This is a genomic window from Dokdonella ginsengisoli, from assembly GCF_042652785.1.
In the GTDB taxonomy this organism is placed as follows: domain Bacteria; phylum Pseudomonadota; class Gammaproteobacteria; order Xanthomonadales; family Rhodanobacteraceae; genus Dokdonella_A; species Dokdonella_A ginsengisoli.
Genome location: NZ_JBHSHD010000006.1, coordinates 64,788 through 88,624 on the forward strand (window position 1 = coordinate 64,788; position 23,837 = coordinate 88,624).

Here is a 23,837-nt window from a genome sequence, read left to right on the forward strand (position 1 = left end):
AAAGCTTTACGCCGATTCTTCGCCGCGCAGCCGTTCCCGGTCGGCGGGCGTGTCGACATCGTGCGCGAGCGCCGGCGCGGCGAGCGGCACGGCGCCGCGGCGGCGCAGCAGCTCGCGCGCACCGACGTCGCCGCGCAGGCACGCGACGTCGGCGAACCAGCTCCGCGGCAGCAGGGCCGGCACGCCGAGCACGTCGGCGTAGGCGCTGGCGACCGCGCATTGCGGCTGCGCGCGCCACGCGTCGCACAGGGCCAGCAGGTGATCGACCTGCAGCGCCGGCTGGTCGGTCAGCGCGACCAGCGCGCCGGCGCAGCGCGCATCGAGCGCGGCGACGCCGGCGCGCAGCGAGGCCGACAGGCCTTCCTCGTGATCGGCGGCGAGCACCTCGCGGACCGGCAATCCGGCCAGCGCCGCGCGCATGCGCGCGGCGTCGTGGCCGAGCACGACGACGCATTCCAGCGGCTGCGTCGCGAGCAGCGCGCGCGCGGCCCGGCGCAGCAGCGGCTCGCCGTCGAACTCGATCAGCTGCTTGGCGTGGCCGAGCCGCCGCGACGCGCCGGCGGCGAGCAGGATCGCGCCGTGCACCGCGGCGCGATCGCCGTTCATGCCGGCACGCGCCGCGAGAACGCGATCTGCAGCTGGGCGGCGATCGCCAGCGCGATCGCCTCGGCGCCTTCGCCGCCGAGCGTCAACCCGACCGGCGCGTGCAGATGGGGCTGCAGCCGGGCGGTGGCGTCGGTGCCAATCTCCGCCAGCAGGTCGTCGCGCCGCGACGCCGGGCCGAGCAGGCCGACGTAGCTGATGCCGGTCGCGGCCAGCTGCGTCAGGCAGCGCGCGTCGAGCAGGTAGTTGTGATTCATCACCAGCGCGGCGTCGAAGCGCGTGCTCGCGAACAGGGCGGGCAGCGCATCCGGGCCGCCGTCGTGGGTGCGGTCGATGCCGCAATCCTGCGCGAAGCGCGCCCAGCGCCCGCGGTGCTCGGCCAGTTCGACGCGCCAGCCGAGCATGCGCGTCAGCCGCAGCAGCGGCCGCGTCTCCGGCCCGGCACCGAGCAGCAGCAGGCGCGGCGCGGGACGTACGGTCAGCGCGATCGGATCGGGCGGCACGTCGTCGTCGTCGCGCACGCCGCCGCGCGCGTCGAAACGGTAGCGGCGCGTCTCGCCGTTCGCACCGACGACGCGCGCCTCGCCTGCGCCGATGTGCTCGGCCGCGCCGGCGAGCCGCAGTTCCAGCGCGGTGCCGCGCTGGTCGGCGTCGATCAGCGCCTCGCGCAACGGCGCCGCCCGTGCCGGCAGCGGCAGCAGCCGAACGCGTGTGGAACCGCCGCAGCCGGTGCCGGAACCGAACACGCGGTCCTCGTCGCCGCTGGTGTCGAAGCGCACGTCGGCGCCGACGCCGCGGGCCAGCACGTCGCGCGCGGCGGCTTCCAGCTCGCCTTCCAGGCAGCCGCCGGAAAGCGCGCCGACGTGCACGCCGGCGGCGTCGAGCAGGATCAGGGCGCCGGGCTTGCGATAGGTCGAGCCGGCGGTCTCGACGACGACCGCCAGCACGCCCGCTTCGCCGCGCGCGGCGAGCACGCGCGCGCCTTCGACGACGGCGCGCGTGCCGCCGAGCGCAAAGGCGGTCGCGGCGTGCGAAAGGTCGGGAGGAAAGGAGGTCATCGTGGCGATCGGGTGCGGACGAAGAAGCGAAGCGCTTGCATGAAGGCGCCCGGACGCGGATTCAACGCCTTCCGAGCAGCCGGGCCACGCCGTCGACCAGCCGCGCCGGCCGCGCCAGCGCCTTGCCGAAGCTTTCGATCTTGAATCCGACCTTGGCCACGCCCTCGTCGGACAGTTCGCGCGCGACCAGCGTGACCGGGCCGAGGCGGACGCGGTCGCCGACCTCGATCGTGTGCTCGAAGCGGCGTGCGAAATGTTCGGCCAGGGTCAGCGGCGCGTCCTTGGGGCGGACCGGCAGGCCGTAGAAATCGGCGACGTCGCCCAGGCGCACGTCGGCGTCCAGGCTGAACTCGCCGAACAGCTCGCGCTCGGCTTCGCTGGCTTCCTCGGGCGGTGCGAACAGCCAGTCGAGCCGGTAGACGCGGCCGGGCGGCGCGAGCAGGTAGGCGTAGTCGCCCGGCATCAGGCTGTCGGCCTCGGCGGTCGTCAGGATCTCGCCGCCGCGCACGACCATGGTCAGCTGCGCCCAGCCCGGCAGCGACGCGCCGCCGAGGATGCGCGCCTCGGCCGCGACCGGATAGCCGACCAGCTCGCGTTCGAGCGAACCGGGCAGGTCGAGCTCGACGCGGCGCACCGCGCGTTCGCGATGCGGCAGCGCGACGTCGAACAGGCGCGCGGCGAGGCCGAGCGTCCAGCCCTGCACCAGCAGCGAGACCAGCACGACGACGAAGGCGACGTTGAAGACCAGCTGCGCGTGCGGCAGCTGCGCCAGCATCGGGATCGAAGCGAGGAAGATGCCGACCGCGCCGCGCAGGCCGATCCACGAGATGAAGGCGATCTCGCGCTTGCCGTAGCGCCGCAGCGGTGCGAGGCAGGCCACCACCGCCAGCGGCCGGCCGACGAACATCAAGAACGCCGCCACGCCGAGCGCCGGCAGCAGCGACTCCAGCAGCAGGCGCGGCGAGGCGAGCAGGCCGAGCACGAGGAACATCGCGATCTGGCACAGCCAGGTGGCCGCGTCGAGCGTGCCGAGCAGGTTGGTCAGTCCGCCGCTGACGCGGTTGCCGACCATCAGCCCGGCGACGTAGACGGCGAGGAAGCCGCTGCCGTGCAACTGGCCGGTGATGCCAAACACCAGCACCGCGGCGGCCAGCGCGAACAGCGCCGACAGCGCGTGGTCGAGCTGCAGGCGGTTCAGGCCGCGCGCGATCGCGCCGCCGCCGATCACGCCGGCGATGCCGCCGATGCCGAACTCGACCACGAACTCCTGCACCAGCGCCAGCGGCGACAGGCCGGCGGGGGAGGTGACGTACTGGACCAGCAGCATCGTCAGCAGGATTGCGGCCGGATCGTTCGCGCTCGATTCGATCTCCAGCGTCGCGCCGACGCGCTCGCGCAGCTGCAGGCCGCCGGCACGCAGCAGGAACAGCACGGCGGCGGCGTCGGTCGAGGCGACCACGGCGCCGACCAGGAAGCCGGTCATCGAATCGAGCTGCAGCAGCCAGCTCGCGGCGAAGCCGGTGAGGATCGCGCTCAGCAGCACGCCGACCGTCGCCAGCAGCATCGTCGGCGCCAGCACACGGCGCACGGTGGCGAAGCGCGTGCGCAGGCCGCCGTCGAACAGGATGATCGCCAGCGCCAGCGAGCCGAGCTCGTAGGCGCCGCTGTAGTCGTCGAAGGCGATGCCGCCGGGGCCGTCGGCGCCGGCGAGCATGCCGATGACCAGGAACACCAGCAGCAGCGGCGCGCCGAAGCGCCGCGCGATCACGCTCGACGCGATGCCGACCAGGACCAGTGCGGAGGCGGCGGCGAAGACCCAGTAGATGTGCTGGATGATGGTCATGCGCCGATCATAGCGTCGCCGCCCGCGTCCACGACCGGGCCGGCGTCCGGTTTCGACGCCGCCGCCGGCGGCTCATTCGGCGAAGCGGCGGTACTGGATCGCCTCGGACAGGTGGCTGGCGTCGATGCGCGCGGTGCCGGCGAGGTCGGCGATGGTGCGCGCCACGCGCAGCACGCGGTGGTAGGCGCGTGCGGACAGGCCGAGCCGCTCGACCGCACGGTCGAGCAGGGCGTGTTCGGCGGGCGACAGGTCGCAGTCGCGCTCGACTTCGCGATTGCTCAGCCACGCGTTCGATTTGCCCGCGCGTTCGAGCTGGCGCATGTGCGCGGCGGCGACGCGCTCGCGCACGACCGCGCTGGGTTCGCCGCCGGCGGCGTCGCGCAGTTCGGCGTGCGGCACGCGCGCCATGTCCAGCCGCAGGTCGATGCGGTCGAGCAGCGGGCCGGAAATGCGCGAGCGATAGCGGGCGATCGCGTCCGGCGTGCAGCGGCAGCGTCCGCCCGGATCGCCGGCATAGCCGCAGGGGCAGGGGTTCATCGCGGCGACCAGCTGGAAGCGCGCCGGGAATTCGACCTGGCGCGCAGCGCGCGAGATCGAGATGCGGCCCGATTCGAGCGGTTCGCGCAGCACTTCGAGCACATGGCGGTCGAACTCGGGCAGTTCGTCGAGAAACAGCACCCCGTGGTGCGCCAGCGAGATCTCGCCGGGCCGAGGCATCGATCCGCCGCCGACCAGCGCGACCGCCGAAGCGGTGTGATGCGGATGGCGGAAGGCGCGCCGCTTCCACGAGGCGACGTCGTTGTCCTGGCCGGCGATCGAGCGGATCGCGGCCAGCTCCAGCGCCTCGTGTTCCTCCAGCGGCGGCAGGATGCCGGGCAGGCGGCTGGCCAGCATGGTCTTGCCGGTGCCGGGCACGCCGCAGAGCAGCAGGTTGTGACCGCCGGCCGCGGCGATCTCGAGCGCGCGGCGTGCCTGCGACTGGCCGCGCACCTCGGCCAGGTCGGCGACCTCCGTGGCCGGCGCGGTCGTGGATGCCGGAACCGTCGCCGCCTCGGCGAGCTCGGCACGGCCGGCAAGATGCGCGCAGACCTCCAGCAGCGAATCGGCCACGCGCACGTCCGCGCCGGAAACCAGCGCGGCCTCGGCGGCGTTGCCGCGCGGCACGATCACGCGCCGGCCGACGCGGGTCGCGTGCAGCACCGCCGGCAGCACGCCCTGCACCGGGCGCAGCTCGCCGGAGAGCGCGAGTTCGCCGACGAATTCGTGGCCGGCGAGCGCCTCGCGCGGCAGTCCGCCGTTGGCGGCGAGGATGCCGAGCGCGATCGGCAGGTCGAAGCGGCCACCGTCCTTGGGCAGGTCGGCCGGCGCCAGGTTCACCGTCACCTTGCGCTGCGGGTATTCGAGCTGGGCGTTGAGGATCGCCGCGCGCACGCGGTCGCGTGCCTCCTTCACCGCAGCTTCGGGCAGGCCGACGATCGAGGTGCCGGGCAGTCCGCCGGACAGGTGCACCTCGCAGGCGACCAGCGGCGCGACGACGCCGGCCTGGGCACGCGTGTAGACGACGGCGAGGCTCATGTGCGGCCGCCGGGAAAAACGCCCGCCGCCCCCGCCAGGGGGTGAGCTGCGCAGGGCAGCGGGCTTCCCGGGAAATCGTCGAATCGGTGTCGGTGCGAAGTCATGGCGGCGATCGCGGGCACGCGACTCCCCGGCGGCGCCGCATGGCAGCGGCGCTCGTGTCGAGGAAGCGGGAGCCGGCGGGTCGGCTAGTGCCTGGGCTGCGCGGCCGTGGCGCCAACCAGGCGTTCGAGCGCGAGGATCTGCTGCTCGAGCTCCTCGATCTTCTCGCGCGTGCGCAGCAGCACGCAGCGCTGCACGTCGAACTCCTCGCGCGTGACGAGATCGAGCTGGCGCAGGCCCGACTGCAGGGCGCCGCGGAAATTCTCGGTGAGGTCTTCGCGCGCCTGCGCGAGACCGGGCGGGACCAGCGCGGCGAGTCGCTGCGCGAGGTCGTCGATGGATCGAAGCTCGATCATGGCTCACCCCTTTCTGGGCATGATTCGGATGGATCGGAAGGCTGCCGCGCGACCTGTGCCGGTTGCTGCGGCGGTGTGCGTGCGTCCTTGGGGTTCGACCGGCGGCGGGCGGACCCGCCACCGGCCGGGAGCTTCCGTGCCGCGCCGGTCCGTCGGCGCCGCTCCCCATGCACGACAGTCTAGCCGTGGCGGATGCGCGCGCCAGCCGGCGGATTCGGATTTGTTTGTAGGAAATTTCCTACACGGATCGATCCGGCTATAGTCGCGGCGACGTCCGCGACAGGAAGCGACCGATGCACATGGTCATGGCGATCATCAAGCCGTTCAAGCTCGACGAGGTGCGCGAAGCGCTCGCCGAGGTCGGCGTGCAGGGCATCACGGTCACCGAGATCAAGGGCTTCGGCCGCCAGAAGGGCCACACCGAGCTGTACCGCGGCGCCGAATACGTCGTCGACTTCCTGCCGAAGATCAAGATCGAGGTCGCGGTCAGCGACGACCAGCTCGAGCGCGTGATCGAAACCGTCGCGCAGACCGCCAACACCGGCAAGATCGGCGACGGCAAGATCTTCGCGTGGCGGCTCGACCGCGTGATCCGCATCCGCACCGGCGAACTCGATGCGGATGCGCTGTAGAGCCGGGATTGGTGATTCGTGAAGGCGGGAGCGTCGTTCCGTTTCCCCGGCGCAGGTGCCTAGCGCAGCAGGATCCACGCACCCAGCACGGCGAACAGCAGGGCCGCGCCGATGCGCGCCGCCTTCAGCGGCAGCTTCTGCGCGAAGCGCGCACCGAGCCACACCACCGGCACGTTCGCCAGCAGCATGCCGATCGTGGTGCCGGCGACGACCTGCCACAGCGGCTGGTACTGCGCGGCGAGCACGACGGTGGCGACCTGCGTCTTGTCGCCCATCTCGGCGAGGAAGAACGCGATCAGGGTGGCGATCAGCACGCCGCGGCCGGCGCCGCGCGCCGCGCCTTCCTCGTCGGCCTTGTCGGGGATCAGGGTCCAGGTGGCGACCGCGAAGAAGCTCAGCGCGACGATCCACTTCAGCGTATCGGGCGACAGCCACTGCGCGACCAGCGCGCCGACCGAGCCGGCGATCGCGTGGTTGACCAGGGTCGCGACGAAGATGCCGATGCAGATCGGCCACGGCCGCCGGTATTTCGCGGCGAGGATCAGGGACAGCAGCTGGGTCTTGTCGCCGATCTCGGCGATGGCCACCGCGGCGGTCGAAACGAGCAGGGTCTGCATGAAGGCTCCGGCGGGCTGGGGAAGGTGGACGCAATGATTCCGCGCGCACCGCCCCGGCCCGGGTCCGGTACGCGAGAACCAAAGGTCTTGCCGGGCGATCCGCGAGAATCGCTGCGCGCCATGGCGTGTTCGCCAAGTGTGTTGACGCGCTTGCCGCGGCGGTTCGCCGCGACCGGCTACTCCCCAATGGAGCGCGCGCAGTGTAAGGGCGGCGCCGCGGGTCGGCAACCGGCACCGCGCTTGGCATACGATGCCGGCCGATGAGCCAGGCCCGCCCGCCCACCGTCGTGCTCGACGACCTCCGCATCGATCTCGCGCGGCAGCGCGTGACGCGCGGCGGGCGCGTGCTCGACGTGTCCGGCCTCAGCTTCAAGCTGCTGCACCACCTGGTCGAGCAGGGCGATCGCGTGGTCGGCTTCGACGAGCTGATCGAGCACGTGTGGGCGCCGGCCGTGGTCAATGAGGAGACCGTCACCCAGCGCGTCAAGCTGCTGCGCCAGGCGCTCGAGGACGACGGCCGCAACCCGCGCTACATCCGCTCGGTGCGCGGGCGCGGATACCAGTTGTGCAGCGCGCCGCAGCCGGCCGCGGCGGAACCGGCGGCGGCGCCGCCGGGCGGGCGTCGGCGACGGCTCGTGCTCGGCGGACTCGCCGCGGCGCGCGCCGCGTTCGCCGCGCTGGCGGCGTGTTCGGGCGCCCGGCAGGCGGCGCCGCCGCCGGCGACGGCGCAGGAGGAGCTGCGCCAGCGCGCGCGCTACTACGCCGGCATCGGCCAGAGCGAGAACAACGAGCGCGCCGTCGCGCTGTACGAGGAGGCGCTGCGCGCCAATCCGCTCGACGACGCGGCCAGCGTCGGACTCAGCCGTGCGCTCAGCGCGCGCATGTGCCTGTACAACGGCAGTCCCGATTCGACCGTGCGCGCGCAGGCGCTGGCCGAAGCGGTCGTCGCGCGCAGCCCGCGCGACAGCGCGGCGCACGACGCGCTGGCCTACGCGCACGACTGCCGCGGCGAGATCGACGCGGCGATCGGCGAATACGAGCGCGCGATCGCGCTCGATCCACCCGCGCGGCTGGACAGCCGGGCGTCGGTGGCCAATCTCTACGTCGCCGAAGGCCGCCTCGCCGATGCGCTGGAGAACAACCTCGCCGCCGAACGCGCCGGCGCGAAGCTGCGCTTCCTCGACCTGCAGATCGCGCGCAACCTCGACCTGTTCGGTTACGCCGAGGCGGCCGAACGGCGCTACGCGAGGATCTTCCGTCTGTATCCGGACAACGTCTTCGGCAACGCGGCGTGGCCGCGCTTCCTGTTCGCGCAGGGCCGCTACAGCGAGGCGGAGAGCGCGCTGGCCGAGGCGATGGGCCGGCCGCAGCATCCGCAGCTGTTCCTGCTCGCCGGCGAACTGGCGCTGCTGCGCGGCGATCGCGTACGCGCCGCGCAGATGTTCGGCAAGGCGATGGCCCTGCGTCCGCACCAGAGCCTGCCGCGCACCTTGACCGACCTGTACGCCGAGCCGCCGGTCGACGCCGCCGCGCTCGATGCGCGTGCGCAGGCGCGTGCGCGCGAGGCCGGACACGGCGCGCCGGAGGACTGGCTCGAGGTCGCGCTGCTGCGCCGCGACGCCGATCGCGCCGCGGCGATCGACGCGCTGCGCCGCGCGGTGGCCGGAGGCTTCCGCGACCAGGCCTGGCTGCAGGCCTCGCCGCTGTTCCGCCCGCTCGCCGACGAGCCCGGCTTCGCCGAGGTCGTCGACGCGATCAGCCGCGCACGCACGGCCGAGCGCGCGAAGGCGCTGGCCGCGGTGTGGTTCCCGCCCGACCTGGTCAGCGCGGCGCCGGTACCTGCGCCGCTGCCGGCGCCGCCGCCAGGATGAGCTCGCGGAACAGCGCCTGCGACTGCGGGTGCGAATCGCGCTGGTTGTAGGCGCGGCTGGTGACGACCGCGACGAGGCCGCGCTCGGGCAGCACGAAGACGTAGTTGCCGCCGTTGCCGCTCATCGCCCAGACCGCCTGCTCCCTGCCGTCCTGCGCGTAGCGGAAGCGCCAGATCTGATAGCCGTAGTCGGCGTCGTCGCGCGCCTGCGCGCGCGGCGTCAGCATCGCCTCGACCCAGCGCTGCGAGATCACCGGCTTGCCCTGCCAGCGGCCGCCGTCGGCGAGCATCGCGCCGATCCGCGCAATGTCGCGGCTGCTGTAGCGCGCGCCGCCGCCGCCCATCGCGACCCCGTCGGGCGAACGGCTCCACTGCGATCTCGCAATGCCCAGCGGCTTCTCCAGCACCTGGGCCGCGAACGCGTCGAGCGGCTGGCGCGTCGCGCGTTCGACCACCGCGCCGGCGACGAAGGAGGCAGCCGTGCAGTAGGAGAACGCGCGGCCGTAGGGGCTGTCGGCGGGCTTGGCCATCCACGGCGCGAAGCCCTTGATCGGCAGCTCCAGCGCGAAGCGCAGCCAGTGCTCGGTCACGTACATGCGTTCCTCGTTGCCGCTGGAGAACGGATTCTCGTCGTCGCATTCCCACAGCGAACTCATCGTCAGCAGGTCTTCGAGCGTGAAGGCGTCCTTGCGCGGGTCGGCGTTGCGCAGCGGCGCCAGGTCGCGGAAGTACGGATAGACCCTGGCCGACACGTCGGGGATCCTGCCGCGGTCGATCGCCGCGCCGACGAGCACGGCGGTGAGCGTCTTGGTCGCCGAACGCATGTCGTTGAGCGTGTCACGCGCGCCGCCGTTGAAGTAGTGCTCGTAGACCAGCCGGCCGTGGTCGGCGACCAGCACGCTGGTGACGCCTTTCAGGTCGCGCGCGGCGATGCGCGCGGCAATCTCTTCCAGTTTGGCCGTGTCCCAGCCGAGCCGGGCGGGGTCGGCGACGGGCCAGCCGTCGGAGGTCGCCTCCGGGGCCGGAAGGGCGGCCGGCGCGGCGCCGGCGTTGGCGGAAACCAGAAGAAGGCCGAGCAGCGGGCCGAGAAACCGTCGTGACATGACGCACTCCGTCGAAAAAGGAGCGCCCAGTTCAGCGCGGCGCCCGCTGAAGTGCCGGAAATGCGAATGAAGAAAAGTGAAGTCGCGGTCAATCGACCGCGCGCCTGGCGATCTGCGCGACGAATTCGTCCAGATCGGCAGAGGCGGTGTTGGCGAGCAGGACGATCGTGAGGTCCGGGTCGAAGACGTGGAACAGCTGGGCTTGGGCGCCCATGATGCGGCCGGGGCGCTTCACCACGCGGCGCGCGGCGCCGCCGAGCCGGGTCTGGTACGACCACAGGCCGTAGCCGTAGTCGTCCAGCCCGGGCCGGAACATGCGCTCGAGCGAATCGCGCCCGACCAGCCGGCCGTCGAACAGCGCGCGCGAGAAGGTCGCGAGGTCGGCGGTGGTCGAATAGAGCGCGCCGGCCGCGTACCAGTTTTCCGGGTACACCGGCAGGTCCGGCGACAGCGTCTTGCGGTCGTCGTGGCGGAAATAGGTGTCGGCCAGTCCGGCGACGACGTCGGCCTGATGCAGGAAACCGCTGTCCTTCATGCGCAGCGGATCGAGGATGCGCTCGCGCAGCACATGCTCGTACGGCTGGCCGTACAGGCGCTCGACGATCTTGCCGAGCACGACGTAGTCGCCGTTGTTGTAGTCGAACGTGGTGCCGGGCGCGTGCAGCGGATCGCCGCTGCAGAACTTCGCCAGCAGCTGGTCGCTGGTGTAGGGCTTCTGGTAGGTCGGCAGGCCGTCGCGGATCGCGTCGGTCGCCTCGGCGACCTGGTCGAAGTTGGGCAGGCCCGAGGTGTGGTTGAGCAGCTGTTGCACGGTGATCGTGTCGCCGCCGCGGCCGGCGTAGTCGGGCAGGTAGGCGCGGATCGGGCGATCGAGATCGAGCCGGCCGCGGTCGCGCAGCTGCAGGATCAGCGTCGCGGTGAACAGCTTGGTGATCGAGGCGATCCTGTACTTCGTGTGCGTCCGGTTCGGCACCTCGAACGCAAGGTTGGCCAGGCCGAAGCTGCGCACGTAGTCCGGCTTGCCGGGGCGCACGATGCGGATCGAGCCGCTGAAGCCGTGCTGCTGCGCGTAGTCGCGGACGAAGGCGTCCACGTCGGCCGCGCGCGCCGGCACGCCGAACGCGACCAGCAACAGGGCGATCCACAGGAGGGTTCTCATCGGCAGTCTCCGGGCGGCAGGATGTGCGCCAGGGAGACGCCGGGCCGGCGTCCGGTTGCAGGGCCGGTCGTGGAGGCACAAAAAAAACGACCACGTCGCCGTGGTCGCTTGTCTTGCGAGTATCGAACGCCGGTGGCGTCGGACGTCAGGCGTCGGGGGTCGCGTTGCGGGTCGCGGACAGTCCGTCCACCACCTTGCGCGCTGCCTCGCCTTCGCGCTTGCCGATTTCGCGTGCGGTCTCGGCCAGCCATTCGTTGGCGCTGGCTTCGCCGTCCTCGCGCACGCGGCGCTGATACTCGGGCAGGAACTGCAGAAACGCCGCTTCCAGCGAAGCCTTCTGGTCCTCGTAGTACCGGGCCAGCGCGTTCTCGTCGTCGGCGTCGATCAGATCGTTCGAGCGCATCTCGGCCAAGCTGGCCAGGTAGACGCGCCGATCTTCTTCGGTTCCTGCATTGCTCATCGCGGTGACCTCAGTGCTGGCCGATCGCCTGACCGAAGCCCTGCGAGAAACCCTGCGTGAAATTGTTCAGGAACGACTGCTGCGAGTCCTGGCCCATGCCGGACTGGCCGAGCACGTTGTTCAGCAGGCCGCCGGCGGCGCCGCCGAGCAGGTTGCCGAGCATGCCGGTGAGCTGGCTGAGCAGCGGCTTGACGATGCTGCCGATGAGATTGCTGACGAGACCGCCTACTGCTTGACCCATGACCGTTCTCCTATGTAGCGATGTCTGGTTGACAGCGGCTGCGTTCGCCGCACGAACGTCCGCACCGCGGACGCTGGCGATAATTTGTCCGAGCCCCCCTTTGGGTCAATCTAGGGCGCGCCCGACCTCGGGATTGCCCTAGGTCCGGCAAGGCCGGCTTTGACCTATTGAGTAGACATGACCCAGACCGATTCCACCAGCCCCGCCGCGCCGCCGTCGTCCGCTCCGCCTGCGTTCCTGAAGACGCGGCGGATCACCCTGGTCGACCTCGCCTACGGGCAGTCCCTCGACCTGCTGCGCCTGGGCCTGGAGAGCCGCGTCGCGCGGCACATCCTCGATGCGCCGCTGAACACCCTGGCCGAGATCGTCGGCCTGATCGAGCACGCGCAGCGCATCGCGCTCGAACGGCCCGGGCTGGGCATCTGGTACGCGACCGGCGCGCACGGCGAGTTCATCGGCATCTTCTCGCTGGTGCCGAGCACGGAAGTCGGCGCGGTCGAGATCGGCACCCGCCTGCTGCCGCGCTTCTGGGGTCGCGGCTACGCGCTCGAAGGTGGCGTCGCCCTGTGCGAGCACGCCTTCGCCCACCTCGGCCTGCCGGCGCTGATCGGCCTGTGCACGCCGGAGAACCGCTCGGTGCCGCCGCTGCTGCAGCGGCTGGGTTTCCAGCCGGAGGGGACGACCGTCCAGTACGGCCGGCCGGCGCTGCGCTTCGGCCTGCCGCGGGAACGCTGGACCGGTCCGCGCAGGCGACAGACCGCGGCCTGAAGCCGGCGCTCCGCCCGCAGGCGGAAGGGTTGGTCGCCGGTCGTCGGCGTCGCGCCGGAGCGAGTTCAAAAATTCAATTCGCGGTCATGCCACGGAAACTTTGCGGCTAAGATGGGCCGGATGGGCGTCGTCCGGTCGCGGGTCCGGAGCGCGCAAGACATCGGATCGCGATTCCGCATCGAAGGGGGCGGATCGGTCCATCGCGCCGAGTCGCAGCGGGACGGGACTTCGAATTGAAGCGGACGCCAGTGCAATCGTTCGACGCATCGGCGACGACCGATCCTTCGCGCGCGCTCGCATCTTCCGGCGCCGGGCCCGCGCCTCGCCGGTTGCGCAAGTGGGCGGCCTGCGCGTTCGCCCTCGCGTTGTGCGCTTCCGGCGCGCTGGCCGATTCCGCGGCGCAGACCTTTCGCCTGGCCGGCGGCGAGCTGGCCGCGCTGCTGAACGCGCTGGCGGCGCAGGGGCGCATCCAGATCCTCTACGACGCCGAACTGCTGGCCGGACGCCGTGCGGAAGGGCTGGACGGGACCTATTCGGTCGAAGCCGCGCTGACCCGCCTGTTGCGCGGCAGCGGCCTGGAGGCCGTCGCGGTCAACGCCGACACGTTCGTGGTCAAGCCGGCCACGCGCAGCACGCTGCCGCCGCCTGCGCTGGACACTCCCGTCGTTCCGCGGCAGGCGCCCGAGATCGAGCTGTCGCGCGTTCTGGTCAACGACGCCGGCATTTCCCGCCTGGCCATGTCGCCGACGATGCCGGTGACCGAGATCACGCGCGAACAGATCGACAGCAGCGGCTACACCACGCTGTTCGACCTGCTCAAGGCGCAGCCGGGCATCCAGGTCGCCAACCAGCCCGAAGCGATGGCCGCGACGAGCGACGCGAATTTCCGCACCGGCGCCTCCGGCGCGGCGGCGGTGGCGCTGCGCCGGCTCGGCAGCAAGAGCACGCTGTTCCTGGTCGACGGCCGCCGCATCGCCGGCTACGGCCTGGCGCCGGACGGCACCGGCACCGTGCCCGACCTCAACGCGATCCCGCTGGCGATGATCGAGCGCATCGAGATCCTGCGCGACGGCGCCTCGGCGATCTACGGCTCGGACGCCGTCGCCGGCGTCGTCAACATCCTGCTGCGCCGCGACTTCGCCGGCGCGGAGGCGAGCGTCTACGCGGGCGCATCCGACCGCGGCGACGCTGCCGCGCAGCAGGCTTCGGTGTCCTGGGGCGCGCGCACCGCGAGCGGCATCGGCCTGCTGCTGAACCTCAACTACCTGCACGCCTCGCCGCTGACCGGCGACCAGCGTTCCTGGTACAGCCTGGACCAGCGCCGTCAGGGGCTGCGCGACCTGCGCAGCCTGTATTCGTTTCCGGGCAACGTCATCTACGACGACGGCTCGATCGAGGCGGCGCAGGGATGCGCGCCGCGCAACCTCACGGCGCGAGGCCTGTGCGTGCTCGACGGCGCCAAGTTCACCACGCTGCAGAACGGCAACAACGGCAAGTCGCTGCTCGGCCGGCTCGACGTTCCGCTGGACGGCTCCACGCGCCTGCGCCTGGACCTGCGCGTGACCGACCTGGTGCAGCGCCAGCAGGCCGCTCCGTCCGCGGCGCAGCTGGTGCTGGCCTCGCTGCAGGAGGAGTCCGAGCCGCAGCCGGTCCAGTGGCTGTACTCGTTCAACGACATCGGTCCGGTGCGCGAGACGACGCGCTCGACCCTGCTCAGCCTCGGCGCCGGCGTCGACGGGCTGATCGGCAGCTGGACCTGGAGCGTGGACGCCAGCGCGCAGCGCAACCGCGTGGTCGACACCATCGACGGCCTGGTCCGCGACGATGCCTTCCGCTTGTCCGTCGACGGCGAGCGCTACACCTTCGGCGACACGCCGCCGAGCGCGGCGCTGCGTGCGCTGATGGCGCCGCGCGCGGTGCGGCGCGGGTCGAGCACGCTGGAGGAAGCCTCCTTCGCGACCTCGGGCGCGGCCTTCGACCTGCCGGCCGGCGCGGCCACGCTGTCGACCGGCGCGGAGCTGCGGCGCGAGGGCGTGGAGCAGCGGCCCGGTCTCACGCTGCAGAGCGGGCACCTGCTCAACCAGCCGCGCGAATACCCGCTGTCGCGCCATCGCGTGGCCTCGGCGGCGTTCGTGAAACTGGATCTGCCGATCCTCGAGTCGCTCGGCGCCGATCTGGCCTGGCGCGTGGAGAAGACCGGCCGTTTCGCCGCGCACGGCGCGCCGACGCTCGGACTGCACTGGCGGCCGGCGGAAGGCCTGCTGCTGCGGGCGTCGTCGTCGTCGGGCTATCGCGCGCCGACGCTGCACGAGCTCTACCAGCCGCGCAGCATCGGCAATCCGGAGACCGTCTGGGTGCCCGAATCGGCCGGCCCCTGCGTCGACACGCTCGCCTCGACGACGGGGCAGGCCGCCTGCCTGCTCTCCGTCACGCGCGGCGGCAATCCGGCGCTGCGGCCGGAAACCTCGCACACTACGGCCTGGGGCCTGGTGTGGTCGCCGTCGCCTTCCTTCAGCCTCAGCGCCGACGTCTACCGCAGCGTGCGCAGGAACGAGATCGCCGGCGTGCCGGTGGCGTACACGCTCGACCACGCCGACCGTTTCGCCGACGTCGTCGTACGCACGCAGGACGGCCGCATCGCCGCGCTCAACGACGTGCTCGTCAATCTCGCCCGCACGACCACGCGCGGCATCGACGCGGAGGCCCGCTGGGACGTCGACTTCGGCCGCGCCGGACAGCTGCGCCTGAACGTCGGGCTGAACTATCTGGACGCGCTCGACCGCCGCGGGGCGCCGGGCGTGCCGGTCGCGCGCAGCGCCGGCTACGCCGCCACGCCGCGGCTGACCGGCGTGTCCACCGCGCGCTGGGCGCTGGGCGACTGGATCGTCGGCGCCAACTACCGCTACGTCGGTTCGTACCGGCTGCGTCCCTACGCGGACTACGTCGCGCCGTGCGCGGCCTACCGCGCGGCGCAGGGGAAATGCTCGGTGCCGCCGTTCGGGCTGCTCAACCTCAACGTCACCTACTCCGGCATCCCGCACTGGGCGTTCACGCTCAGCGTGAACAACGTCGCGGACCACCAGCCGCGCTACTACGAGGAGCTTTCCGGCGGCTACAACCCCGCCTTCGACGATCCGGTCGGCCGCTACTACGCGTTCCGTGCCACCTATCGCTTCTGACGCCCGCATTCCCGCAGGTAGGGGGATGGGGCGTTCGCGCGTCTGTCCAGGAAACGAATGGGTCGCCGATGGTCGGCGACCGCCTCGCGCAGCGCAGGAGATCCGGTGGACGCTATCGACATCCGACTTGCAGACCTCACGGGCCGGGCCCGCATCCGACACGCCGCGCTGCACCTGTTCGGCGCCGAGGGCTACGCGCAGACCTCGCTGCGCTCGATCGCGCACACGGCCGGCGTCTCGCTGGCGCTGATCGCCCATCATTTCGGCAGCAAGCACCAGCTGCGCGACGCGGTGGACGCCTGGGTGCTGGCGACCTTCGAGCGGGCGGCGCGCGAAGCCGCCGTCGGGCCGGAAGGCGGCTCGGGGGAGGCCGTCTGGCGGCGCTTCGCCGACGCCGTCGGCGACATCCTCGGCGCGCGGCCGGAAGTGCGCGCCTATCTGCGCCGCATGATCGTGGTCGACGGCACGCCGAACGGAGTGGCCCTGCTCGGTTCGCTGCTGGCGCTGGTGCGCGGCGTGGTCGTGCGTTCGCAGGACGCGTGCGGCGAGCCGGAGCTGACGCGGCAATCCCTGCAGTGGCTGCTGCTGCTGCTCGGCCCGGCCCTGCTCGAGCCGGCGCTGCACCGCTGCATTCCGGGCCTGTACGCCGGATCGGAAGCGCGCGAGCGTTCGGCGGTCGACGCGCCGGCCGAGCGCTACGCCGACGCGCCCGGCCGCGTCGCCTCGATCGGCGGCGGACGCGTCGCGCGCGCCGTTTCACTGCACGCGGAGCGCTTCCGTCATTGACAAGCACGACCTTTCCAGCCGACGTTGGCATCGGGGTTTCCTCATGCACCGCAGGTAGCGACATGCCAGATTCGACGCGGCCGCCCGAATCGGAGCGGGGCGGGAGCCGTCTCGACCGTTTCGTGCGGGAGCGCCGGCTGCCGCTGCTGCGATTCCTGTCGCGGATGAACGTGCAGGAACACGATGCGCAGGACATCGCGCAGGAAAGCCTGGCGCGCCTGCTGCGCTACAGCGCCAGCGAGCCGGCGGAGGCGTGGCAGGCGTTGCTGTACCGGATCGCGATCAACCTGCTGCGCGATCGCGCGCGGCACGCGCGGATGGAACAGCGGCTGGGCGCGGCGCCGGTCGAGCCGTCCGCGGCGGCGGAGGCGGTTTCGCCGGAGCCGTCGCCGGAACAACACGCCAGCGGCCGCGAGGCGCTGGCACGCATGCAGGCGGCGATCGGCCAGTTGCCGGCGCGCTGCCGTGAGGTGTACCTGCTGCATCGGATCGAAGGAATGACGTACCCCGAAATCGCCCACCGCAGCGGAATTTCCTCGAAGGCCGTCGAGAAGCACATCTCGCGCGCGCTGCGGTTGCTGCGGGCACAGCTCGAGGCGGGCACCACAAGGAACCAAGAAGATGTCCTCTGAACGAATCGACGAAACGGCCGCGGACTGGTTCGCGCGGCTCCTTTCGCCCGACTGCACGGAACGCGACCGCGACGCCTTCGAAGCCTGGTGCGCGCAGAGCGAGGCGCACGCCGACGCCTTCGCGGCGGTCGCGCAGTGCCATGCCGATGCGGCCGTCCTGAAGAACGACGAACGCATGCGCGCCGGCGCACGCGCGGCGCGCTACGCGGTGTCCGCGCGCACGCGCCATCGCCGTCCGGCGCGGCTGGCCGGATTCGCCGCCGCGGCCGCGCTGGTGCTGGCCGTCGGTGCCGGCGTGCTGTGGACCGCGCGCAGCGAGAAAACGCAGTCCTTCCGCTACGCCACCACCGTCGGCGAACAGCGCCGCGTCGAACTGGCCGACGGCACGCACGTGCAGCTGGACACCGACACGCAGCTGGACGTGCGTTTCGACGCGTCCTCGCGCGAGCTGAGGCTGGACCGCGGCCGCATCGACATCGAGGTCGCCGCCGACGCGAAGCGTCCGTTCTCGGTGCGCAGCGGGCGCGGCGTCGTGCACGACATCGGCACGCAGTTCCAGGTCGCGCGCTACGGCGGCGACGTCACCGTGACCCTGCTGTCCGGCCTGGTCAGCGTCGCGCTGGCGGAACCGGCGAGCCCGCAGGAGAACCGCGTGCTCGCACCCGGCGAGGAGTTGCACATCGGCGACCGCGGCGACCTGGGCTGGCCCACGCGCGTGGATCTGGACGTCGTTTCCGGCTGGACGCGCGGCGTGCTGACGTTCAAGGACCGGCGCCTGGGCGATCTGCTCGACGAGATGAACCGCTACTCCGAGACGAAGATCCGCATCGCCGATCCGGCGCTTTCCTCGCTGGTCGTCAGCGGCGTGTTCCGCACCGGCGACCAGTCCTCGCTGCTGCAGGCGCTGCGCGCCGGCTGGTCGATCCGTTCGCGGCACGTCTCCGATCGCGAAATCGAGCTGTCGCACGAGTAGCCGCGTCCGCTCGCGCCCGCCGTCGCCCGCCGCGCTTGTGCACGGCGGGTATGCCTGCGTCCGGTTTTCCTCGAGCGGTTCCGCCGGCCGTCGCCCGCCGATGCCGTGCCGCTGCACACGCAAACGAAAGGCCCCTCGCGGGGCCTTTCGAATGGACGTCGCGTCGGGCCTGAGAAAGGCCGGTCGACGAGCATGGGGGGACTCGCCGGGGTCCTGCGGGGAACCAGCCTTAACCGGTCGACGCCCGATCACACCTTAGGTCCGGTGCCGCGTGCGGCACCATTGGACATTTCCTTCGCGCCACGGCAGTCGGCTGATCGCCGCGATGCCGGTCGCGAAGTCCGCTGGGCGCGTGGGCGCAATCGTCCGTTCGATGAGTGGCTTCGCCCGGATGCGTCCGCGTCGTCGGACGAAATCGCCGTTTCGTTCCGTCATCCAGACGTCTCGTCGTCGCCGTCCAGTTCGCTGCAGCAACGCGGGCGAATGCCCAGTGCCGGGCCTGCGGTCCGCCCGATACGGTCAGCTGCCGCTCGAGGCGCGATTCCCTCGCCGAGCAGTGCGAGGAATCCCGATCCGTGCGCGCGGGCATTCACCCAATGCCCGCAAAACGACGCGACGCCCCGGTCGTCCGGAAGCGCGCCCCGTCGTCTCGTTCCCTTCGGAGTACGTTGCGATGTCCAGAAAAGCATCCCCTTTCAACACCGCGCTGGCAGGCGCCATCGCCGCAGCGATCGCCGCGGCCGGACTGGTCGCCGAGCCGCGCTTCGCCGAGGCGTCGACGACCTCGTTCTCCGCCCGGCAGGCCGCGCCCAGCACCTACATCGTGCGCTTCGCCGAGGCGCCGCTGGCGACGTACCGCGGAGGCGTGGCCGGCATCGCCGCGGCGCCGCGGCTGAGCATCGCCGGCCGCCCGGCCAAGCTCGACGCCCGCGCGCCGCAGAGCCTGGCCTACGTCGCCCACCTCGCCAGCAAACAGAACGCCTTCCTGAGCACGGCCGGCGCCACGCTGGGACGTCCGCTGCAGGCGAAGTTCACCTACACGCACGCGCTCAACGGCATGGCGGTCGAGTTGACGGCCGACGAAGCGGCGCAGCTGGCGAAGATGCCGGGCGTGGTGTCGGTCAGGAAATCGGAGCTGCTGCGGCTCGCCACCGATTCGGGCCCGGCGTGGATCGGCGCGCCGTCGATCTGGCAGGGCACCGCCACCGGCGGTGCTGCCGGCACGCAGGGTGAAGGCATGCTGATCGGCATCATCGACACCGGCATCAACTTCGATTCGCCGTCGTTCGCCGCGACCAGCGCGGACGGCTACCAGCACGTGAACCCGCACGGCGCCGGCAGTTATCTGGGCACCTGCGCCGCCGGCGGCACCGACGTCGGCAAGTGCAACGACAAGCTGATCGGCGCCTACACCTTCGTCGAGCCCGACGACCCATGGGAAGGATCGCCCGACGTGCCCACCAGTGCCGCTGACTATGACGGGCACGGTTCGCACACGGCCAGCACGGCCGGCGGCAGCCGTGCCCAGGCGACCACGACGGATGGTGCGACGGTGGCGGTGTCCGGCGTGGCGCCGCGCGCGAACGTCATCATGTACAAGACCTGCTGGGCGCCGCCGCCGGCGGAATTTCCGCAACCTGATGGCACGTGCGCGACGGATGCCACCGCTGCGGCGGCGGATCAAGCCGTCGCCGACGGCGTCGACGCGATCAACTTCTCGATCAGCGGCGGCTCCTCCCCGTGGACCGACGACACCTCGATCGCGTTCCGCAATGCGGTCGAGGCGGGCATCTTCGTCGCCGCGGCGGCCGGAAACACCTCCGGCGGCTCGTCGCCGGGCTCGGTCGATCACCTCGAGCCCTGGACCATCACGGTCGGCGCCTCCACGCACGACCGCCTGTACTCCAACGCGCACGTCGAAGTGCCGGACCTGGGCTCGCTCGCAGGCTTCAAAGGCGGCGGCGGCGACCAGCCGCAGCTGAGCGGTCCGATCAGCGGCGCACTCGCCACGAGCACCGATCCCGCGGCCTGTACCTCATTCGCGCCGACGCCGGCAGCGCCGAATTTCATCGCGCTGATCCAGCGCGGCGGCTGCAACTTCTCGGTCAAGATCAACAATGCCAAGGCCGCCGGGGCGGCCGCGGTGGTCATCTACAACAATACGGGCACAGCGCCGGCCGGCATGGACGTGCCCGGCACGACGATTCCGGCGCTGATGATCTCGCAGGCGGACGGCCAGGCACTGGTCGCGCACCTGCAGGCCAATCCGGCTGCCACTGTCACGGCGGATCTGACGACTCCGCCGACGTTCGATCACGTCGCGGCGTTCGCCGACATCATGGGCGATTTCAGCAACCTCGGGCCGGCGGGAGGCACGCAGTCGCCGCGCGACCTGCTCAAGCCGGACATCACCGCACCGGGCGTGAGCATCCTGGCCGCATATTCGGGCGAGGCCGGTGCTTACCGATTCCTGAATGGCACCTCGATGGCCGCGCCCCACGTGACCGGTTCCGGCACACTGCTGCGCGCGCTGCATCCGGACTGGACGCCGATGGAAATCAAGTCGGCGCTGATGCTGACCGCCAAGCAAGGCCTGCGCAAACGCAATGCCGCCGATCCGACCGACCCGTTCGACAGCGGCGCCGGCCGCACCGATCTGACGCGCGCCGCCACCTCGCCGCTGGTCATGAACGAGACCGCGGCGAACATGGAGGCGGCCAATCCGCGTGACGGCGGTGATCTGTCGGCGCTGAACGAGCCGAGCCTTTCGAAGGCGGCCTGCGCCGGCACCTGCACTTTCACGCGCGTGTTCCGCAACCCGACCGCGACGGCGCAGAGCTTCACCGCCGCCGTGCAGCCGAGCAACGGCGGCGCGCTGAGCGGAACCGTGGCACCGGCGAGCTTCAGCGTCGAACCGGGCGCGACGCAGTCGGTGACGATCACGATCGACGTCGGCACGGCCGCGGCGAACAGCTGGTCGTTCGGCGAGGTGACGCTGACGCCGGAGTCGGGTGACGCGCTGACCCTGCCGGTCGCGGTGCGCAAGACGGATGCGGCGCAAACCGGTCCGAGCATCGACGTCGCGCCGGCTGCGCTGGACAGCAGCCAGGCGCCCGGCGAAACGAAGACGCAGACGCTGGCCGTGAGGAACACCGGCGACGCGCCGCTGACCTGGAGCATCGGCGAACAGCCGGCCGGCGTGAGCCTGTCGCTGGGCGATCGCGTGTCCGGCACCGGTGCGGCTGCCGCGCCGACGCTCGCGCCGACCGGCGGCGACGAGGTGAACCTGCAGGTCGACGTCGGCCTAGGCAGCCACGTGCTGGGTGTCGGTTCGGGCACGCCGGTAATCTTCCTGAACCGCTTCACGCCGGAAGCGGCGGACCTGCCGTTCACGCTCGACCGCGTCGACGTGGAGTTCCTCGGCCGCCTCGACAACGGGGACGACGGTGCCGTGATCGGCGAAAAGTTCGATGTCTACGTCTACCAGGACGACGACGAGGATCCGAGCAACGGCGCTACCCTGCTCGGTTCGGTGAAGGACGTGGAAGTCTCGGTCGTGGATGCGCTGCAGAGCGTGCCGGTGCCGGGCGGCATCGCGGTGGACGGAGCGGGCGACGTGCTGATCGCGGTAGTCGCGCGCGACGCCACCGGCGGCAGCCCGGCGACCTTCGACGACGGTCCGGGCGTCGGCCGCAGCTGGCTCGGCACCGACTTCGACGCGACCATCGGCGATCCGCCGGACTTGGCCGCACTGGCGTTGCGCAAGCCCGAGGACCTCGGCATCGATGGCTTCGAGGCGTCCAACCTCGTCCTGCGCGGCCATGGCGTCCGCGGCGGCGCGGCGGTGTGCACGGCGCTGGCCGACGTGCCGTGGCTGAGCGCGACACCGGAATCGGGAACGACCGCGGCGGACGGCAGCAGCGACGTCACCGTGACGTTCGACTCGACCGGGCTGGCGGCCGGAAGCTACAGCGCGAACGTGTGCGTCAACAGCAACGACACCGAGCAGCCGGTCGTCGCGGTGCCGGTCACGATGACGGTCACGGGCGGCGGCGACGACGTGATCTTCGCCGACGGCTTCGACGAAGGTGGCGGCGGTGAAACGTGCAAGCCGCTGCAGCTGCTGCAGGATCCGAGCTTCGAGGCGACCACCGCGGCGTTCGGTACGAATCCGTCGTGGGCGTCGATCGACAGCCACGACGACGAGTCGTCGGTGTTCTGCAACGGAGATTGCATCGAAGGTGGCGGCGACACCGGCGCGCGCACGGGCGACTGGTTCTCGTGGTTCGGCGGCTGGAGCGCCGACGGTACCGATGCGTATACGGCCTACGCCTCGCAGAGCGTGACGATCCCGAGCGGCAGTGCGCGCTTCCTGAACTTCTGGAAGAAAGCGGACCGCATTTCGTCCGACGCGACCGCCGACACGTTCAAGGTGACCGTCGACGGTACCGAAGTGCACAGCGAAGCGGTGACGGCGGAGGACGAGGACTACGTCGTGCAGTCGGTCGACGTCAGCGCGCACGCGGACGGTGCCAGCCACGAGGTGAAGTTCACCTTCGCGCACACCGGCACGGCCGGCGACGGCAGCTACTTCCTCGACGACGTGACGCTCGACTGCTCGGCGCAGCCGGCCTCGTCATCGGGCCCGGTGCGGCGCGCGAACGTCGCGGGGCAATCCAAGCGTCCGCACTGATCCACGCGGCAGGAGACGTGCGCGCTTCGGCGACGAAGCGCGCACGAGGGCGGCGTCGGCGACGTGCCGATCACGCGCATCTGCCGCGAGATCGAGAACGACACCGCCCTCCAGTCGGCGACGCCGCGCTCATTCGGCGATCGGCAGCTCGACGACGAACGAATCGAACTGGCCGTCGTGCTGGCCCCATCCGCCGATGCGCCGACCGTCGCCACTCACGCCGGTGACGGCGACCAGCCTCCAGCCGTGCGGAACGGCGATGCCGCGCGAGGCGAGCCAGCGGTCGAGCGGGACCGCGCCGGACTGGCGCGTCCATACCGCCGCCGTGCGCAGGGCACCGTCGCCGAGACTTCCGGCGAGCAGGCGGCCGTCGTCGCTGCCGGCGGCCAGCTGCAGCAGCGGGTCGGGCCGAGCCGGCGGCGGCAGGCGCTGCGCGCCGCGGCCAGCGCGCCAGAGATAGCTGGCGCCGAACAGCAGCGTGAGATCGCGGTTGGCGCCGAGCACTTCGCCCGCGGCGAGTTCCGGCGACGAGAGCAGTTGCGGCGCACCGTCGGACCACAGCACGCCGCGCCGTGCGCCGGCGGCGCCCTCGATCCAGCCGTGCACGCGGCGGCCGTCGTCGCTGATGCCGCCGGCGCGCGCGGCTCTGGCTTCCGGCGGCAGCGGCAGTGCGCGCATGCCGGCCCCGGCGCGCCATTCGAACGCCGTCCTGCGCTGCGCGGGATCGTTCGCGACGCCGACCACGCGCGGCTCGTCGGACACCGCCAGCGCGATGCTGACGCGGCCGCCCTGCCAGGCCGTGCCGGGCAGGCCGCCGAGGCGGACCGGCGCTGCGTCGGCATTCCAGTAGCTCGCCACTTCGCGCTGCTCGCCGTCGAGCGAGGAACCGGCCACGTAGCGCCCCGACGAGGAGATGCCCTGCACCGAGATCGCGCCGGCCAGGGTGCGCACGCCTTCGGCCTCCGACCAGCGGAAGCCCCCGCTGCCGGCGCCGCTGAGGGCGCCGGCGCCGGCGCGTCCGTCGCGCGACAGCGCCAGCAGTCGCGCGCCGGGCGTTCCGAGCGCACTGAACCCGGCCGCGTCCGCCCGCGCGGGCGAAATCGCCAGCAGCGCACCGGCCAGGAGCAGCGCCGCCCGCACGGACGACGCTGCCGAGGGACGGTCCGGCGCGGGGCACCGGACCGCTG

At 71.9% G+C, this 23,837-nt stretch carries 19 protein-coding genes; 8 read left to right on the top strand and 11 right to left on the bottom strand.

Annotated features, from left to right (window positions below):
* Positions 1-6: 6 nt before the first annotated feature.
* The 5 genes from ACFO6Q_RS06415 to ubiK form a co-directional block, all read right to left on the bottom strand.
* A complete protein-coding gene (locus ACFO6Q_RS06415) occupies positions 7-606 on the bottom strand; it encodes a nucleotidyltransferase family protein (RefSeq protein ID WP_380019757.1) in 600 nt (199 codons plus the stop codon).
* Positions 603-1,661: an XdhC family protein gene (locus ACFO6Q_RS06420; RefSeq protein ID WP_380019759.1), complete on the bottom strand. Its 1,059-nt coding sequence runs from the start codon at positions 1,659-1,661 to the stop codon at positions 603-605. Before ACFO6Q_RS06420 ends, ACFO6Q_RS06415 begins: the two co-directional genes overlap by 4 nt.
* A 61-nt stretch (positions 1,662-1,722) precedes the next feature.
* Positions 1,723-3,504 (bottom strand): potassium/proton antiporter, encoded by a 1,782-nt coding sequence (locus tag ACFO6Q_RS06425; RefSeq protein ID WP_380019760.1) that lies wholly within the window; start codon positions 3,502-3,504, stop codon positions 1,723-1,725.
* A gap of 72 nt (positions 3,505-3,576) precedes the next feature.
* Positions 3,577-5,079, bottom strand: coding sequence for a YifB family Mg chelatase-like AAA ATPase (locus tag ACFO6Q_RS06430; RefSeq protein ID WP_380019761.1), 1,503 nt, complete (start codon positions 5,077-5,079; stop codon positions 3,577-3,579).
* A gap of 188 nt (positions 5,080-5,267) precedes the next feature.
* The gene (gene ubiK / locus ACFO6Q_RS06435; RefSeq protein ID WP_380019763.1) at positions 5,268-5,537 is read right to left on the bottom strand and encodes a ubiquinone biosynthesis accessory factor UbiK; all 270 of its coding nucleotides are present in this window, start codon (positions 5,535-5,537) and stop codon (positions 5,268-5,270) included.
* 293 nt (positions 5,538-5,830) lie between these two features.
* Here ubiK and ACFO6Q_RS06440 point away from each other — a divergent pair, with 293 nt between their 5' ends.
* Positions 5,831-6,169 (top strand): P-II family nitrogen regulator, encoded by a 339-nt coding sequence (locus ACFO6Q_RS06440; RefSeq protein ID WP_380019764.1) that lies wholly within the window; start codon positions 5,831-5,833, stop codon positions 6,167-6,169.
* Between the two features lie 59 nt (positions 6,170-6,228).
* Here the strand turns inward: ACFO6Q_RS06440 and ACFO6Q_RS06445 are convergent, their stop codons facing one another.
* Positions 6,229-6,786 (bottom strand): TMEM165/GDT1 family protein, encoded by a 558-nt coding sequence (locus tag ACFO6Q_RS06445; RefSeq protein ID WP_380019766.1) that lies wholly within the window; start codon positions 6,784-6,786, stop codon positions 6,229-6,231.
* Between the two features lie 260 nt (positions 6,787-7,046).
* Here ACFO6Q_RS06445 and ACFO6Q_RS06450 point away from each other — a divergent pair, with 260 nt between their 5' ends.
* Positions 7,047-8,657: a winged helix-turn-helix domain-containing protein gene (locus ACFO6Q_RS06450; protein ID WP_380019767.1), complete on the top strand. Its 1,611-nt coding sequence runs from the start codon at positions 7,047-7,049 to the stop codon at positions 8,655-8,657.
* On the opposite strand, the gene ACFO6Q_RS06455 is transcribed toward ACFO6Q_RS06450, so the two are convergent.
* The 4 genes from ACFO6Q_RS06455 to ACFO6Q_RS06470 form a co-directional block, all read right to left on the bottom strand.
* The gene (locus ACFO6Q_RS06455) at positions 8,608-9,759 is read right to left on the bottom strand and encodes a serine hydrolase domain-containing protein (protein ID WP_380019768.1); all 1,152 of its coding nucleotides are present in this window, start codon (positions 9,757-9,759) and stop codon (positions 8,608-8,610) included. The two genes, ACFO6Q_RS06450 and ACFO6Q_RS06455, sit on opposite strands and share 50 nt — an antisense overlap.
* Positions 9,760-9,847: 88 nt before the next feature.
* Positions 9,848-10,918 carry a serine hydrolase domain-containing protein gene (locus ACFO6Q_RS06460; RefSeq protein WP_380019769.1) on the bottom strand — a complete coding sequence of 357 codons (1,071 nt, stop codon included), beginning with the start codon at positions 10,916-10,918 and terminating at the stop codon, positions 9,848-9,850.
* 145 nt (positions 10,919-11,063) lie between these two features.
* Positions 11,064-11,378, bottom strand: a complete 315-nt coding sequence (locus tag ACFO6Q_RS06465; protein ID WP_380019770.1) for a hypothetical protein — start codon at positions 11,376-11,378, stop codon at positions 11,064-11,066.
* A 10-nt stretch (positions 11,379-11,388) separates the two neighbouring features.
* Entirely contained in the window at positions 11,389-11,619 is a 231-nt protein-coding gene (locus ACFO6Q_RS06470) for a hypothetical protein (protein ID WP_380019771.1), read from the bottom strand.
* Between the two features lie 177 nt (positions 11,620-11,796).
* On the opposite strand from ACFO6Q_RS06470, the gene ACFO6Q_RS06475 reads away from it, so the two are divergent.
* The 6 genes from ACFO6Q_RS06475 (at position 11,797) to ACFO6Q_RS06500 (ending at position 22,650) form a co-directional block, all read left to right on the top strand.
* On the top strand, positions 11,797-12,387 hold the full coding sequence (locus ACFO6Q_RS06475; protein WP_380019772.1) for a GNAT family N-acetyltransferase: 591 nt from the start codon (positions 11,797-11,799) through the stop codon (positions 12,385-12,387).
* Positions 12,388-12,716: 329 nt separating this feature from the next.
* Complete coding sequence (locus ACFO6Q_RS06480; protein WP_380019773.1) at positions 12,717-15,566, top strand: TonB-dependent receptor; 2,850 nt, start codon at positions 12,717-12,719, stop codon at positions 15,564-15,566.
* 105 nt (positions 15,567-15,671) lie between these two features.
* A complete protein-coding gene (locus ACFO6Q_RS06485) occupies positions 15,672-16,352 on the top strand; it encodes a TetR/AcrR family transcriptional regulator (RefSeq protein ID WP_380019774.1) in 681 nt (226 codons plus the stop codon).
* 62 nt (positions 16,353-16,414) lie between these two features.
* Positions 16,415-16,984, top strand: a complete 570-nt coding sequence (locus ACFO6Q_RS06490) for an RNA polymerase sigma factor (protein ID WP_380019775.1) — start codon at positions 16,415-16,417, stop codon at positions 16,982-16,984.
* A complete protein-coding gene (locus ACFO6Q_RS06495; protein ID WP_380019776.1) occupies positions 16,974-17,957 on the top strand; it encodes a FecR family protein in 984 nt (327 codons plus the stop codon). Before ACFO6Q_RS06490 ends, ACFO6Q_RS06495 begins: the two co-directional genes overlap by 11 nt.
* Positions 17,958-18,630: 673 nt before the next feature.
* Entirely contained in the window at positions 18,631-22,650 is a 4,020-nt protein-coding gene (locus ACFO6Q_RS06500) for a S8 family serine peptidase (protein ID WP_380019778.1), read from the top strand.
* Positions 22,651-22,779: 129 nt separating this feature from the next.
* Here ACFO6Q_RS06500 and ACFO6Q_RS06505 read toward each other — a convergent pair whose 3' ends face one another.
* Entirely contained in the window at positions 22,780-23,790 is a 1,011-nt protein-coding gene (locus tag ACFO6Q_RS06505) for a hypothetical protein (RefSeq protein WP_380019779.1), read from the bottom strand.
* Positions 23,791-23,837: the final 47 nt, after the last annotated feature.